Here is a 14,818-nt window from a genome sequence, read left to right on the forward strand (position 1 = left end):
GCCATGCCGCGACCGGCCTTGATTGGTGATATCGGCGGAACCAACGCCCGCTTCGCGCTGGTGACGCCGGGAACATTCGAGCCCCAGCATATTCTCAGCCTGCCCTGCGCCGACTACCCGGGGCTGGTGGAAGCGGTGCGCGACTATCTGGCACAGGTCGAGCACCACGGCGAACTGGCTCCACGGGAGGCGTGCCTGGCATTCGCCTGCCCGGTGCACGGCGAGCGCGTCCGCATGACCAACAACCACTGGGATTTCGCCAAGCATGAGGTGCAGTCGGCCCTCGACCTGACGCTGTTCAAGACCCTCAACGACTTCACCGCTCAGGCCCTTGGTGTTCCCCATGTCGGCGACGACGAACTGGTCAGCATCAAGCCAGGCCAGGCCGCACCCCAGGCCGCGCGCCTGGTCATCGGTCCCGGCACCGGTCTCGGCGTGGCCGGGCTGGTGCCCGGCCGTCAGGCCTGGATTCCGCTGCCCGCCGAAGGCGGCCACGTCACTTTCGCACCCACCGACGAGCGCGAGCAGAATCTGCTGCGCTATTTCCGCAATCGCTATGGTCGGGTGTCGGTGGAGCGTATCTTGTGCGGCCAGGGGCTGGCCGATCTCTACGCTGCACACTGTTCGCTGAAGGGTTCCACACCGCGCTACGCCTCGCCTGCCGAGGTCACTGCAGCGGCCAACCAGGGCGATGCGATTGCCGCAGACACCGTCAAGCGCTTCCTCAAGATTCTCGGCGACGTCTGCGGCGACGCCACCCTTACCCTGGGTGCCCGCGGTGGCGTCTATCTGTGCGGCGGCATCCTGCCGCGTCTGCTCGATTGGGTGCCGCGTAGCCGCTTCGCCGAGGCCTTTGCCGACAAGGGACGCATGAACGCCTACAATGCCGAGATTCCGGTGCGGGTCGTCACCGCGCCCTGGACCGGTTTGCTGGGCGCAGCCGAGGCCCTGCACAATCCCGAAGTGGAATGACTGATGGAGGTGGCATGATCCCCGAGTCGCTGCGTGCACTGCTCGACGATACCCGCGGCCAGCGCCGCGCCGAATGGGCCGGCCGCGAGGTGTGGCTGGCCAATGAGCCCTGGGGCGAGCTGGCGGTCTCGCTGCAGGGAGCTCAGGTGCTTCACTATTTACCGGCGCCCGCGCCAGCTGCAGACGCTTCTACGCTCGACGCGACAGCGGCACCCGAGGACATGGTCGCTGGGGGCTGGCTATGGGTAACGCCCACCCCACAGGATCTGCCCGGAGCAATTCGCGGCGGCATTCCGCTGTGCTGGCCGTGGTTTGCCGACGAACATACCGCCGATGAGTCACCAGACCGCTCGGGGCCGATGCATGGTCCGGCGCGCAAGGCCGATTGGACGCTGGAAGCCGTGGATGACCATGAGGGTGGCGTCGAGCTGCACCTTTCGCCGTCCGAACGCCTGCACAGCCAACTGGCGCCGCGGGCGGTGATCCAGGCCAATGCCCAGCGCCTGCACGTCGAGCTGATCACCGAACACCGCGGCGAGACGCCAATCAAGTTCAGCGCCGCGCTGCACAGCTATCTTGCCGTCGGCGATGTCCAGCGGTGTCGCGTCGAGGGGCTGGCCGGCGCCCGCTACCTGGACAAGCTGGCCGGCTTTGCCGAGCGCGAACAGCAGGGCGAGCTCGGCGTACGCGGCGCGCTGGACCGCATCTACCACTCCAACCGCGAAGTGGTGCTCGACGACGGCAGCCGGTGTCTGCGTGTCGCCAAACAGGGCAGCGACTCCACGGTGGTTTGGCATCCCGACACCGCCCTGCCGGACGACACGCCCACCGCAGCCAGTCGCCACTTCCTGTGCATCGAGGCCGCTTGCACTCGCCTCGATCCGGTGTGGCTGGTGCCCGGCGCCCAGCACCTGCTGGGTACGACGCTTAGCGTGGAGGAGCAGCCATGAACACCCCTGACGCCCCGCAGATCGATGCCCCCTTCCTGCTCGGCATGATGCGCCTGCATGAGCGTGAGGAGCTGCACGCCCCCGAGCGATTGGCCGACTGGATCGAGGCGCGCCTCGATCAGGGCCTGAACTGGTTCGACCACGCCGATATCTACGGTGACCAGCGCGCCGAGACGCTGTTCGGCGCCGCACTTCGCACGCGCCCGAGTCTCGCCAGCCGGGTCAAGGTAGTCACCAAGGCCGGCATCGTCACCCCCAGACGCGACCCGTCCAGCTACGGCGTCAAGCACTACGACAGCTCACCGGCCTATCTGAATGCCGCCATCGACGCTTCTCTGAACCGGCTTGGCGTGGCACGCCTCGACCACTTTCTGCTCCACCGCCCCGACCCGCTGATGGACGTCGAGGCCACCGCCAACGCCCTGGATGCGGCCATCGACGCCGGCAAGCTGGGGGCTGTGGGCGTCTCCAATTTTCTGCCCGAGCAGTGGCGTCGCCTGCAAGGCGCCATGCGCCACCGCCTGACCTGCCATCAACTGCAGCTGTCGCTGGCCCATCCAGAGCCGCTGTTCGACGGCCTGTTCGATGCCCTGAGCCGCGACGGCCTGCGGCCCCTGGCGTGGTCGCCGCTAGGCGGTGGAGTGGTGTTCGAGGACGTACTCGGCGAGTGCCTGTCACGGCTATCACCACAGTTCGAGACCAGCGCTGCCGGCCTCGCTCTGGCCTGGCTACGCGCCCTGCCCGGCTCGCCGGTGCCGGTGATCGGCACCCTGCGCGGCGAGCGCATCGAGGAGCTCAAGAACGGCGCCAAGCTCACCCTGGAGCGTAGCACCTGGTACGCCCTGCTCGAGGAGGCGCGCAGCGAGCGAGTCGCCTGAGCGGCTCGCCGCGAGATGGGGGTAATCCCTACAGACACCCAAGCTGACTCGATTCACTCTTGGTCACATCGGGTTATCCGCTGAACCGCTTAGCCACACCTACAACAACAGGAGACACGCATGTTCCAACTGACCCGAAGTGTGACCTGGCAGGCCCTAGAACGGCTCCACCAGCACACTCGCGACGACCGCATACGCGACTACTTCCGCGCCGATCCGCAGCGCTTCGAGAAGATGAGCCTGCGGGTCGGCGGTCTGTTCCTCGACTACTCCAAGCATCAGGTCTCCGAGCAGGTGCTCGCCAAGCTGCTCGAGCTGGCCGACCACTCGGCGCTGGTGCAGCGCCGAGCGCAAATGTTCTCCGGCGATATCATCAACGTTACCGAGGACCGCCCAGTGCTGCACACCGCGCTGCGCAACCTCGGCGACGAGCCGGTCTACGTCGACGGCCAGGACGTCATGCCCGAGATTCAGCGCACCCGGGAGCAGATCAAGCGTTTCTCTGAGGAGGTGCGCAGCGGCGAGTGGAAGGGCTATAGCGGCAAGCGCATCAAGGACGTGGTCAACATCGGCATCGGCGGCTCGGACCTCGGCCCTAACATGGCCGTGCGGGCACTCCTCAAGTACCGCCATCCGGAGCTCAGCTTCCACTTCGTCTCCAACGTCGACGGCACTCATATCCAGAAGGTGCTCAGCCGCCTCGACCCGGCGACCACCCTGTTCATCGTCTCGACCAAGACCTTCTCCACCCAGGAGACGCTGCTCAACGCCAAGAGCGCGCGGCGCTGGTTCCTCGACAATGCCGGCGAAGACGCCGATGTCGGCGCCCACTTCATCGCCGCCTCGACCAACCGCCGTGCGGCGATGGCGTTCGGTATCCGCGAGGAGAATGTCTTCGAGTTCTGGGCCTGGGTGGGTGGCCGCTACTCGATGTGGTCCTCCATCGGCCTGCCCATCGCCCTGTCGATCGGCTTCGAGGGCTTCATGGAGCTGCTCGAGGGGGCCCATGAAATGGATCGCCACTTTATCGAGGCCCCCTTTGCCGAGAACATGCCGGTCCTGATGGCACTGATCGGCATCTGGTACATCAACTTCGTCGGCGCCGAGACTCAAGCCATCGTGCCCTACGACCAGGCGCTGCATCAGTTGCCGTCATTCCTGCAGCAGCTCGACATGGAGTCCAACGGCAAGTCGGTGGATATCTTCGGCCATCCGGTCAACTACAAGACCGGGCCGATCGTCTGGGGCCAGACCGGCTCCAACGGCCAGCATGCCTTCTTCCAGCTGCTGCACCAGGGCACCCGCTACGTCCCCATCGACTTCATCGCCTCGCTCAAACCCGAGCCTGGCTTCGAAGACCATCACTTCGCACTGCTGACCAATATGCTGGCCCAGGCCAACGCCTTTATGGAGGGCAGCCAGGGCGACACCCGGGAGCACAGCCACGACCCCTTCAGCTGCCCCGGCAATCGCCCGTCGAGCACCCTGCTGCTGGATGAACTGACGCCCAGAAATCTCGGCGCACTGATCGCGCTCTATGAGCACAAGGTGTTCGTCCAGGGGGTGATCTGGAACATCAACTCCTTCGACCAGTGGGGCGTGCAGCTCGGCAAGCGCATCGCCGGCGAGATCAGCGAGCGCATCGATACCAATGCCAGCGATTTCGACGCCTCGACCCAGGGGCTGCTGCAGCTGGTCCGCGGACACTTTCCCGATCACGCCAGCCCCGCCAAGGGCAAGGCCAAAGGCAAGCGTGGCAAACAGGAGGCCTCCTCATGATGCCCATCATCACCTTCGGTGAAGCGCTCGTCGACATGCTCTCCAGCCGCCTCGGCGACGCCGATGACGGCACCGCGGAAACCTTTACTCCCTACGCTGGCGGCGCCCCCGCCAACGTCGCGGTGGCCTGCGCGCGGCTGGGCGTGCCGAGCCGCTTCCTGGGCATGCTGGGCGCCGATTACTTCGGTGATTTTCTGGCCGGCGAGCTGGCTGCCCACGGCGTCGACACCAGCGGCGTGGTGCGCACCCGCGCGGCGCGCACGGCGCTGGCCTTCGTGTCCCGGGATGCCGCGGGAGAGCGCACCTTCGACTTCTACCGCCCCCCCGCTGCCGACCTGCTCTATCGCCTCGAGCATCTGCCACCGGGGGTCTTCGCCGACCCCGCCATCGTGCATGTCTGCACCAACAGCCTCACCGAGCCCGAGATCGCCGACACCACCCTGGCAATGGCCGACATGGCGGCCAAGGTCGGCGCCCTGGTCAGCGTCGATGCCAACCTGCGCCACAGCCTGTGGGAGACGGGCAGCGCCGATATCAGCCTGGTCACCCAGTTGCTCGACCGTGCCCAACTGATCAAGCTGTCCCGCGACGAGCTCGACTACCTGCGCGCCGACCACCCCGCCGACGCCTGGCTAAACGAGCGACTGGCCGCCGGCGTCAAACTGGCCGTGATCACCGACGGCCCGGGCAATGTCGAGGCATTCAGTGCCGGGCAGCGCCTAGTGGTGACGCCGCCACAGGTCCAGGCGGTCGATACCACCGCTGGTGGTGACGCCTTTATCGGCGGCCTGTTGGCGATGCTCGCCGAGACTCAGGATGACGCCTGGTGGCAGGATCAGGACCGGCTACGGCAGCAGCTCGAAGTGGCCTGCCGCTGCGGCGCCCATGCGGTGACCCGCCCAGGCGCCTATGCCGCCCTGCCGACACGCCAGGACCTCGAGGCGCTGCGCAGTTAGGAGGCAGCCTGGAAGCGCTCGAGGTCTTCCAGGCGCCTGCCGCTTTGCGGATCGAACAGGTGAACGTGCTCCGAGTCGACGGCGAGCTGAATGGTATCCCCTGGTGACAGCGGGTGACGCTCGCGGAAGACCACCGTAATGTCCTGCTCACCGAGTCGCACGACGACATGGATCTCAGCGCCGGTGGGCTCGATGGAGACCACCTTGGCCGGCAGCCCCTGCTCTACCAGAGTCAGGTTCTCCGGGCGTACGCCGAGTACCGCCTGACGTGACGCCCAGCCCTCGCGCACCTCCCCCAGCGCCAGCTCGCCGCCGCCGTCGACCGCGAAGCGCCGATCATCGCCGATACGGCCCTTGATCAGGTTCATCCCCGGCGAGCCGATGAAGCTGGCAACGAACAAGTTCGCCGGCGTGTCGTAGAGCTCCAGGGGGGTGCCCATCTGCTGCACCACGCCGTCATGCATCACCACGATCTTGTCGGCCATGGTCATGGCCTCTACCTGGTCGTGGGTAACGTAGACCGTGGTGGTCTTGAGGCGCTGATGCAGCTCCTTGATCTCGGTGCGCATCGAGACGCGCAGCTTGGCATCGAGGTTTGACAGCGGCTCATCGAACAGGAACACCTGCGGGTCACGCACGATGGCGCGCCCCATGGCCACTCGCTGTCTCTGCCCGCCGGAGAGCTCCCGCGGATAGCGCTTCAGGTAGGGCCCCAGGTCGAGGATATCCGAGGCCGCCTGCACCCGCTCGGCGATCTTGGCTTTGTCGACCTTCGACAGCTTGAGCGAGAAGCCCATGTTCTCGGCCACCGTCATATGGGGGTAGAGCGCATAGCTCTGGAAAACCATGGCGATGTCGCGCGCCTTGGGGGGCATGTCGTTGACGACCTTGTCGCCAATACGCACATCCCCGGCCGTCACCGACTCTAGCCCCGCAATCATGCGCAACAGCGTTGACTTGCCGCATCCAGACGGGCCGACGAGGATCACGAACTCGCCATCGGCAATGTCGATATCGACCCCATGTATGACGCGGGTTTCACCGAAAGATTTTTCCACGTTATCGAGAGATATGGTTGCCATACTTGTTATATCCTACTTTGGTATAAATTTAGCTTTGCAAAGGTAGTGTCGCCCCAAAATGTCACCTTATTGGATGCCCAGAGCCCAGACATCCGGTTAACCTTTAGTATTATTTATTTATTCTTTCTTGTGTATGACATCCTGATTGTCCGGCGCAAAACACACCTTCCTTTATTTATAAAAACCACTAAATATCATGACGTTATAAAAAATCCTCATGCCCTTTTGAGCCTTTGTACTGCATCAACCCGCATCGCAATGCACAACACGCCTGAGCGCGCTTTCCCTAACCTTAGCGCATTTTTTGCCACTTAGGTGACACGATTCTCCCTTTCGGCTATGTTGAGTGCAAGCTGGCTAATCAGCGAGCTAATCCTCTCGCCGTTACTGGCGGATAGTCGCCTGACACTCATAACAATCATCCACCGAATCGCGATGCAGAAACACATCAACCACTCATCGTGACACAGGGAGAACAGTAGATGACCAGAACACGCCTCTTCACCCTGGCCAGCGCCGGCCTGGTCGCCGCGAGTGGCGGCTTGGCCCCGGCACTCGCCGACGACATCACCATTCGCTGGGCACTCCACCCCGGCGAGGAAGCCGATGCCGTCATCGAGCACTTTGCCCCGGAGTACGAGCGCCAGACCGGTGTTCGCATCGAGGGCGAGATCCTGCCCCCCGACCAGTTGCGCGATCGCATGTCCATCGAAGCCATCGGCGGTACCGGGCGGTGGGACATGGGCTACCACAGCCCCGGCTGGTTCGGCACCTTTCGCGACCATGTCGTTGACCTGACGCCCTATATCGAGGAGCACGGCTTCGATCTCGATGCCTACCCCGAGCTGATCCGACGCTCACACATGGAAAGCGACGCCCGCCCCGGCGAGATCATTGCACTCCCCACTACGCCAGCGGCACCGATGCTGATTGCCCGCGAAGACTTCTTCGAGCATCCCGAGGAGCAGGCGGCTTTCGAGGAGGCATACGGGCGCGCACTGGAGGTTCCCAATACCTGGCAGGAGCTCTACGAGGTCGCCGAGTTCTTCACTCGTGAGGCCGGCGAGACAGTGGCCGGTGAAGTGCTTGAACATGATCTCTACGGCTGGGCCGATGCGCTGGGCTCAGGCAGTGGCGTGGCGCGTAGCTTCATCGTCATGCTCTACTCCACCGGACTCGAAGGCTGGAACGAGGAGTATCAGACCGATCTCGACAATCCGATTCTGGTCGAAGCCGCGGAGCTGTTTGTCGATCTCGCCAACGACGTGGCCCCGCGGGCCGCGCGCAACTGGGACTTCCTCGAGGGCCTGAGTTACTTCCGTGACGGTCGGCTGGCCATGGCCACCATGTGGCCGCAGGGGCTGGGTACCGTGGAGGACCCGAGCGGCGTCGCTGCTGGCAATGTCCACTACCGCCCGCTGCCGATGTACGAGGGCAACCTCAAGGGCTATGAGCAGGGTGTGCCATTCCTCGGCGGTGGTGGGGTCTTTATCCTCGACACGCCGAACGCGGAAGAGGCCTTCAAGTTCCTGAAATGGATGCTTCAGGACAACGAGATCGAGTGGGGCAAGCTGACTCAGCAGTTCTCACGTGAAGCGCACTTCTCGAGCGAGGAGCTGCGTGGGCTCGAAGATCACTACGACGCCTTCCTGCCCGCCTATGAGCAGGTGCTCGAGCAGGTCTTCGTCCGCCAGGGGATCCCCGAATACGGCACCGTGATGTGGCAGGGCACCGTCGACTTTGCCACCGACGTGCTGAGCGGCGACATGACGCCTGAACAGGCTCAGGACCGCTGGGTAAGGAATATGGAGCGCACCTTCCGTCGCGCCGGCTACCTCGACTGAGATCGAGCGGCTAACAGGCCGGCGCCCTGCGCGCCGGCCTGCGCTAGCCTGCCCCCTGTTTCCTTTTTTCCCTCGAGGCAAGTTCCATGCATAACAGTCTCAACCGCTATACACGGGGCTGGTACTTCGTATTACCAGGCCTGATCGCCATGCTGCTGATTGTCGTCTTTCCCTTGGCGATCGCCTTTCGTTTCAGCCTGCATGACGTATTCCTCTACGATTTCGGTAATCAGTGGTTCGTCGGGCTGGAGAACTATGCCTATGCCTTGAGCGACCCGCTGTTCATCAACTCGGTGCGCGTCACGGCGCTGTTTACCCTGGCCAACACCCTGGGTTGCCTGGTGGTCGGAATGCTGGTGGCCTTCCTGCTCAGCGGCAAGCGGATCCGTTTCAAGGCCGGCTGGATGGCGCTGTTCCTGATGCCGTTCGTCATGACGCCGGTCATCGTGGGTATCACCTGGCGTCTGTTCATGTGGGAGCCCGATTTCGGTGTCATCAACCAGGTCCTCGGCTTCTTCGGCGTAAGCGGTCCGTACTGGCTTACCGACCGTTCCACGGCGCTGTTCGCCACCGCCCTGACCAACGCCTGGCATCTCACTCCGATGGCGATCCTGGTGTTCTACGCCGCCTTGACCACCATCCCCGACGAACTCTATGAAGCCGCACGCGTCGACGGTGCCGGTCCCTTCCAGACGCTGTGGCATGTGGTGCTGCCGATGATCCGCGCCCATATCCTGTTCGTCTCGATCATCATCATGACCAGCGCTTTCCGCGAGTTCGACATGGTCTTCACCATGACCGGCGGCGGCCCCGGGCGCTCGACCACTGTGCTGAGCATACTCGCCTACAACCGCGGCATCGCCAATCAGGACATGGGCATGGCCAATACCATTGCCTTCACCATGTTCATGATCATGGCCGTGGTCGCCTGGCTCTATATCAAGGTCTACAAGGTCAACAAGGAGGCCAGCCAATGAATGATCGGCAAAAGTCTCGCCTGCTGCTCGGCGGCCAGTACGCTGGCCTCTCGCTGTGGCTGGTCGTCGCCCTGCTCCCCCCAGTGGTGCTGCTGGCGGCCGCCTTCAACGAAACGGCCATGTTCCGCTCACCGCTAGCCTTGCTGACCATGCAGGACTTCACCCTCAACAACTTTGCGGTGGCCTTTAGTGCCGGTGACTTCTGGTTCTTCTTCCGCAACAGCCTGTTCATCTCCGTGGCCGCGGTGATCATCTCGGTGGTGGTCTGCGTGCCCATGGCCTATGGATTGACCAAACTGCGACCCAAGGTACGCTCGAGTCTGTCGTTCGCGGTACTGGCGATGCGCTTCCTGCCCCATGTGGTGCTGGCGCTGCCGCTGTTTCTGATCTTCGTCAACCTGGGGCTGTCTGGCTCGCGAATCGGGCTGCTTCTGGCACACTTGTCGATTCACATCCCCTTCGCCACCTGGATGATGGTCGGCTTCTTCGAGAACGTGCCGAAGGAGATGGAAGAGGCGGCAATCGTCGACGGCTGCAGCCCGTGGCGGCTGTTCTGGAGCATCTCGCTGCCGGTGGTGCGCCCCGGACTCAACGCCTTGGCAATCCTGGTATTCATCATGTCGTGGAACGAATACCTGTTCGCGCTCTTCCTGGCCGGCAGTGATGCGCAACCCCTGACGGTGGGGATTACCCGCTTCATGGGTGGCGTCGAAGCCGGTGCTCAGTATGGCGTTATCGCCGCCTATGCTAGCCTGATCGTGCTGCCGGTCATCATCTTCGCCCTGCTGGCCAATCGCTATATCGTTTCCGGCATGACCGCCGGTGCGGTCAAGGGCTGAGAAAGAGGCGTCCGAAGGGATAAAGAATTACGGTAAACTGTCGATATCTCCTACTACGCTGCGCGATCCAGCGTAAGGGTCGGCCTCATCGGCCGACCGGGAGAGTCGACAGGAGAGGCCATGCGCCCGCCAGAACCCCCCGAAGACGAAGCGCTGCGACTCGGCGCCCTGCATGCCCTCGCGGTGCTGGACACCCCCGACGACGAGGGCTTCGACAATCTCACCGACCTGGCCCGCGATCTCTTCAACGTACCGATTGCCCTGGTGTCACTGGTTGACGAACAGCGACAGTGGTTCAAGTCGTGCCGCGGCCTTGGTAGCCGCGAAACGCCCCGGGATATCTCGTTGTGCGGTCATGCGGTGGCAGCCAATGCGCCACTGATCATCGAGGATACCCTCGAGCACCCCGATTTTGCCGACAATCCGCTGGTGACCGGCGAGCCGTTCATTCGCTTCTATGCCGGCTTCCCACTGCGTCCCCTGGACGGCCAGGTAGTGGGAACCCTGTGCCTGATCGACTCCCGACCGCGTGGTCTGGATATCGCCCAGCAGCGCCGTTTGGCGCGCCTGGCGACCCAGGCAGAAGAATTGCTACGATTGCACGCCCTGCGCCACCAGGAGCGCGAGCAGCAGCGCCGCAGTCAGCAGCTGTCGGGGCTGTTGAGCTCGATTCTGCAAGGCAGTCGCGACCCCATCTATGCCTGCGACAGTAGCGGCCGCTATCTGGTCGCCAACCAGGCCTGCTATCAGCTGCTAGGCATCACACCGCAAGACTACCGCGCACTGGTGGAGTCGCTATCGCCGGAGCAGCGCGGGAACTTCGATATCGCACACTACCTGCCCCGGCAGGTGGTGGACATGCTGCGCGACACCGATATCAGGGTCATGGCCGAGAACAACACGCAGCGTGTCACGCTATTGCCGATTGACGGTCGCCGCTTCGAGATCACCAAGTCGCCTCTCTACGACGACCGGGATCAGCCCAGCGGGGTGATAAGCATCGCCCACGACATCACCGAGGCTCACCGCCAAGCGTCGCTGCTCAAGATCCTGCATCAGGGCATCACCGACTACCAGGCGCTGATTTCAGGCGACCGTCTGTGGACATTCCTGATGGAAGCGCTACGTGAACTCACCGACAGCGACTATGCACTGATCGGCGAGGTCTTGCCCAAGCGCCAGGCGCCAGCGCTCAAGATACACGCCATTACCGACCTGTCGTGGAGCGACGAGTCACGCCAGCTAATGGAAAAGCTGCGCTCCGGGGACATGCTGTTGACCCGGCCCGACACCCTGCTTGGCCGAGTCTTCGCCTACGGCGAGACAGTGCTTACCAACGATCTGCCCCACCACCCCCATCGTGGCGGCTTTCCTCCTGGCCACCCGGCGCTACATAACTATCTCGGTGTACCGATCTTCGATGGCGACAAGGTCATCGGCATGTATGCCATCGCCAATGGGCGCAGCGACTACAGCCGAGAGACGCTCGAATGGCTGCAGCCTTTCACCGCCACCTGTTCGCTACTGATCAACCTCTATCGGCATACTCAGGAGCTCTCCCAGGCCCGCGACCAGGCTGAGCAAGCCAACCGTGCCAAGAGCGAATTCCTGTCGTCGATGAGCCATGAGCTGCGCACGCCGCTCAATGCCATCATCGGCTTTGCCCAACTGCTCGCCAACGGCCGCAAATCAACCCTCAACGAGCGCCAGCTGCGCCAGGTCGTACAGATCCAGAATAGCGGCAACCACCTGCTCAGCCTGATCAACGAGGTGCTGGACCTGGCCAAGATCGAGGCGGGACACTTGCATCTGTCGCTGGAAGACATCCTCATCGACGACGTGATAAAGGACGCCATCGAAATCCTCGACGCCTCCGCCGAGACGATTGGCATTACCCTCGACTCGCCGACTGCCAACAGCACCCTTGCGGTGCGAGCCGACTACACCCGGGTCAAGCAAGTGTTGCTCAACCTGCTCTCCAATGCGATCAAGTACAACCATCCGGGCGGGCGGGTAGATATCTCCATCGAACCACATGACCAGCGTCTCCGCGTGATCGTCAGCGACACCGGTATCGGTGTTGCTCAAGAGCGGCAGAAAGAGCTGTTCGAGCCCTTCAACCGACTCGATGCCGAAAACTCCACTATCGAGGGCACCGGCATCGGCTTGGCGCTGACCAAGGAACTGGTCGAGCGCATGAACGGTGCGCTGGGCGTCGAGAGCACGCCGGGCGAAGGCAGCCGTTTCTGGTTCGAGCTGCCAATCAGCACTGCACCGCATACTGCCGACTCATCCGATAGCGGTGGCGACGCCGATCACGAGGTCGCGGCCAGCACCCGCCGCCGAGTGCTGTATATTGAGGACAATCCGGCCAATCAGCGGCTGATGACCGACGTCTTTCACGAACGTCCCGATCTGGAGTTGATGACTGCCCCCTCTGCCGAAATCGGCCTCGAAATAACACGCGGCCGACCACCGGCATTGATCCTGATGGACATCGACCTGCCGGGCATGAGCGGTTTCGAGGCGTATCGGCAGCTGCAACGACATGCGCCCACCCAAGGCATTCCGGTTGTCGCGGTATCGGCCAGCGTCCATGCATCGGACATCCGCCGTGCGCTGCATGTCGGCTTCGCCGCCTATCTGACCAAGCCCCTCGACCTCGAACAGCTGAGTCAAGAAATCGCGCGGCAGCTCAGCGCCACCGCCCCGCGTCAGGAATAATCGCCCCATGCACGTAGAGAGCAAGCGCCTGCTGGTCGTCGACGACAACCCCATCAACGTCGAGATGCTGCTCGACCTGCTCGACGATCATGGTTTCGACAACCTCGAGGGACTCACCGATCCACGCCAGGTACTGGCCAGCTGTGAGGCCTGTAAGCCGGACCTGATCCTGCTGGATATCCGTATGCCCTACCTCAGCGGCCATGCCGTGATAGAGCAGCTGCGGAAGGCCTACGGCGACCATGTTCCGCCAGTGATCGTGCTCACCGCCCAGGTCGACCACGAAACCCGTTACCGCGCCCTCGACCTTGGGGCTCGCGACTTCCTGACCAAACCGTTCAAGCACGACGAGGTGCTACAACGGATTCGCAATATTCTCTCCGTCCAGCACCGCTACGAGGTACGCGACAAACAGGCCGAAGCGCTCGAGCGGCTAGTGGCCAAGCGCACTCAGGCCATTGAGCAGCAGTCGCGCACCGACCCCATCACCCAGCTACCCAACCGCCGCGGCCTGCTGAAGTTACTGCGTGACAGCAGCATTGCCCACCAGGCAGTCGGCTTGCTGTTCGTTAGTCTCGATGGCCTCGACGACATCATTCGCCTGCACGGCTACAGCACCTCTGAGGCGATCCTGCGCCAGGTCGGACGTCGGTTCAACGCCGAACTCAATGCCCCCCAGCGCATCGGCCTATGGGGCGGCAGCGAATTCCTGGTCGTGGACCCCACGCCCCGTTCGGAGGCCGCACTTCAAGGACTCGCCGAGCGCTTGCTGGCGCTACTCGATGAGGATCTCTCCCTCGACGAACTGCTGCTCAGGATAGAAGCGCGCATCGGCATCAGCTACTGCACCCAGCGTGGCGTCGATCCGGAGCGACTGGTCCATATGGCCGCGCTGGCCCTGCCTACCACCCCACCGGGGCTGCGTATTCGCAGCCACAGTCCGGCGCTGGAAGAATCTCAGCTACAACGCTTGCGACTGCAGCAAGCCCTAAAGGGCGCGGCGCACCGTGGCGAGCTGCAGCTCGTCTATCAGCCCAAGGTCGATCTGGCCAGCGGCAGAACCGTTGGCGCCGAAGCGCTGCTACGCTGGCAACACCCTATACTGGGCGCCATCTCGCCGGCCGAATTCATTCCGCTGGCCGAGGCCAGCGGCGATATTCTCGCTATCGGCGACTGGGTGATCGACGAGGCGATGCGACAGGCGGCCGCCTGGCAGGATCTACCAAATGCTCATGCAGGGTTCGAGATCGCCGTCAATATCGCCGCTCGCCAGCTCGGACGACGAGACTTCGCCGACCGACTGCTGACCCGCTTCGAGGCACTCAGCCTGCCAACGCAGCGTCTCAGCCTCGAGGTTACCGAATCAGGCTTGATGCACGACGTCAGCCTGGCCAGACATCTGCTCACGCAGCTGGCCAGCGCTGGCATCAAGGTCGCCATTGATGATTTCGGCACCGGCTACTCCTCATTGGCCTATCTCAGGACACTGCCGGTCGCCACGCTAAAAATCGACCGTGCCTTCGTCAATGATCTCGAAAATAGCGCCGAGAATCGCAATCTGGCCGCCACCGTCATCGCCATGGCACACGGCTTTGGTTGCGATGTGGTAGCCGAAGGGATCGAGCGTGCCGGCCAGGCCACCATGCTCGCGGGAATGGGCTGTGAGGTCGCACAGGGATATTATTTCTCTCGGCCCATGCCTGCCGAGGAATTCGCCGACTGGTATTGTGGTCAACAAGACAACCAAGCGTTACTGCAACGTTGACGATGCTGCGTTGCCCGAAGCTGGCGCTTGGTCGAGCATCATTGGCCACTCA

The 14,818-nt window shown here is 63.2% G+C and carries 11 protein-coding genes; 10 read left to right on the top strand and 1 reads right to left on the bottom strand.

Translation table 11 applies throughout. The features are described 5' to 3' along the window. Window positions 1-3 precede the first annotated feature (3 nt). The 5 genes from glk to IEI94_RS20220 all read left to right on the top strand — a co-directional run bounded on the left by glk (window position 4) and on the right by IEI94_RS20220 (window position 5,535). Window positions 4-972, top strand: a complete 969-nt coding sequence (glk, locus tag IEI94_RS20200) for a glucokinase (RefSeq protein ID WP_191169006.1) — start codon at window positions 4-6, stop codon at window positions 970-972. A 14-nt stretch (window positions 973-986) separates the two neighbouring features. Further along, a complete protein-coding gene (locus IEI94_RS20205; RefSeq protein ID WP_191169007.1) occupies window positions 987-1,922 on the top strand; it encodes a D-hexose-6-phosphate mutarotase in 936 nt (311 codons plus the stop codon). Then, window positions 1,919-2,800, top strand: a complete 882-nt coding sequence (locus tag IEI94_RS20210) for an aldo/keto reductase (protein WP_191169008.1) — start codon at window positions 1,919-1,921, stop codon at window positions 2,798-2,800. Before IEI94_RS20205 ends, IEI94_RS20210 begins: the two co-directional genes overlap by 4 nt. 120 nt (window positions 2,801-2,920) lie before the next feature. Next, window positions 2,921-4,579, top strand: coding sequence for a glucose-6-phosphate isomerase (gene pgi, locus IEI94_RS20215; RefSeq protein WP_191169009.1), 1,659 nt, complete (start codon window positions 2,921-2,923; stop codon window positions 4,577-4,579). Next, complete coding sequence (locus tag IEI94_RS20220; RefSeq protein ID WP_191169010.1) at window positions 4,576-5,535, top strand: carbohydrate kinase family protein; 960 nt, start codon at window positions 4,576-4,578, stop codon at window positions 5,533-5,535. Before pgi ends, IEI94_RS20220 begins: the two co-directional genes overlap by 4 nt. On the opposite strand, the gene IEI94_RS20225 is transcribed toward IEI94_RS20220, so the two are convergent. Then, complete coding sequence (locus IEI94_RS20225) at window positions 5,532-6,617, bottom strand: ABC transporter ATP-binding protein (protein WP_191169011.1); 1,086 nt, start codon at window positions 6,615-6,617, stop codon at window positions 5,532-5,534. The two genes, IEI94_RS20220 and IEI94_RS20225, sit on opposite strands and share 4 nt — an antisense overlap. 482 nt (window positions 6,618-7,099) lie before the next feature. Here IEI94_RS20225 and IEI94_RS20230 point away from each other — a divergent pair, with 482 nt between their 5' ends. The 5 genes from IEI94_RS20230 (at window position 7,100) to IEI94_RS20250 (ending at window position 14,766) form a co-directional block, all read left to right on the top strand. Continuing rightward, window positions 7,100-8,461, top strand: a complete 1,362-nt coding sequence (locus IEI94_RS20230; RefSeq protein WP_191169012.1) for an ABC transporter substrate-binding protein — start codon at window positions 7,100-7,102, stop codon at window positions 8,459-8,461. Between the two features lie 86 nt (window positions 8,462-8,547). Beyond that, window positions 8,548-9,438: a carbohydrate ABC transporter permease gene (locus tag IEI94_RS20235; RefSeq protein ID WP_191169013.1), complete on the top strand. Its 891-nt coding sequence runs from the start codon at window positions 8,548-8,550 to the stop codon at window positions 9,436-9,438. Further along, window positions 9,435-10,277 (top strand): carbohydrate ABC transporter permease, encoded by an 843-nt coding sequence (locus IEI94_RS20240; RefSeq protein WP_191169014.1) that lies wholly within the window; start codon window positions 9,435-9,437, stop codon window positions 10,275-10,277. The genes IEI94_RS20235 and IEI94_RS20240 overlap by 4 nt, the downstream gene beginning before the upstream one ends. Before the next feature lie 120 nt (window positions 10,278-10,397). Then, window positions 10,398-13,001, top strand: coding sequence for a GAF domain-containing protein (locus IEI94_RS20245; RefSeq protein ID WP_191169015.1), 2,604 nt, complete (start codon window positions 10,398-10,400; stop codon window positions 12,999-13,001). A gap of 7 nt (window positions 13,002-13,008) precedes the next feature. Continuing rightward, window positions 13,009-14,766 (top strand): EAL domain-containing protein, encoded by a 1,758-nt coding sequence (locus tag IEI94_RS20250; protein ID WP_191169016.1) that lies wholly within the window; start codon window positions 13,009-13,011, stop codon window positions 14,764-14,766. Window positions 14,767-14,818 lie beyond the last annotated feature (52 nt).

It is taken from the genome of Halomonas sp. ML-15, assembly GCF_014779595.1.
GTDB lineage: Bacteria > Pseudomonadota > Gammaproteobacteria > Pseudomonadales > Halomonadaceae > Franzmannia.

What these genes read in the sequence shown, in the direction of transcription:
- glk (WP_191169006.1), top strand. Translation starts at nt 4, where the DNA reads ATGCCGCGACCGGCCTTGATTGGTGATATCGGCGGAACCAACGCCCGC.
- IEI94_RS20205 (WP_191169007.1), top strand. Translation starts at nt 987, where the DNA reads ATGATCCCCGAGTCGCTGCGTGCACTGCTCGACGATACCCGCGGCCAG.
- IEI94_RS20210 (WP_191169008.1), top strand. Translation starts at nt 1,919, where the DNA reads ATGAACACCCCTGACGCCCCGCAGATCGATGCCCCCTTCCTGCTCGGC.
- pgi (WP_191169009.1), top strand. Translation starts at nt 2,921, where the DNA reads ATGTTCCAACTGACCCGAAGTGTGACCTGGCAGGCCCTAGAACGGCTC.
- IEI94_RS20220 (WP_191169010.1), top strand. Translation starts at nt 4,576, where the DNA reads ATGATGCCCATCATCACCTTCGGTGAAGCGCTCGTCGACATGCTCTCC.
- IEI94_RS20225 (WP_191169011.1), bottom strand. Translation starts at nt 6,617, where the DNA reads ATGGCAACCATATCTCTCGATAACGTGGAAAAATCTTTCGGTGAAACC.
- IEI94_RS20230 (WP_191169012.1), top strand. Translation starts at nt 7,100, where the DNA reads ATGACCAGAACACGCCTCTTCACCCTGGCCAGCGCCGGCCTGGTCGCC.
- IEI94_RS20235 (WP_191169013.1), top strand. Translation starts at nt 8,548, where the DNA reads ATGCATAACAGTCTCAACCGCTATACACGGGGCTGGTACTTCGTATTA.
- IEI94_RS20240 (WP_191169014.1), top strand. Translation starts at nt 9,435, where the DNA reads ATGAATGATCGGCAAAAGTCTCGCCTGCTGCTCGGCGGCCAGTACGCT.
- IEI94_RS20245 (WP_191169015.1), top strand. Translation starts at nt 10,398, where the DNA reads ATGCGCCCGCCAGAACCCCCCGAAGACGAAGCGCTGCGACTCGGCGCC.
- IEI94_RS20250 (WP_191169016.1), top strand. Translation starts at nt 13,009, where the DNA reads ATGCACGTAGAGAGCAAGCGCCTGCTGGTCGTCGACGACAACCCCATC.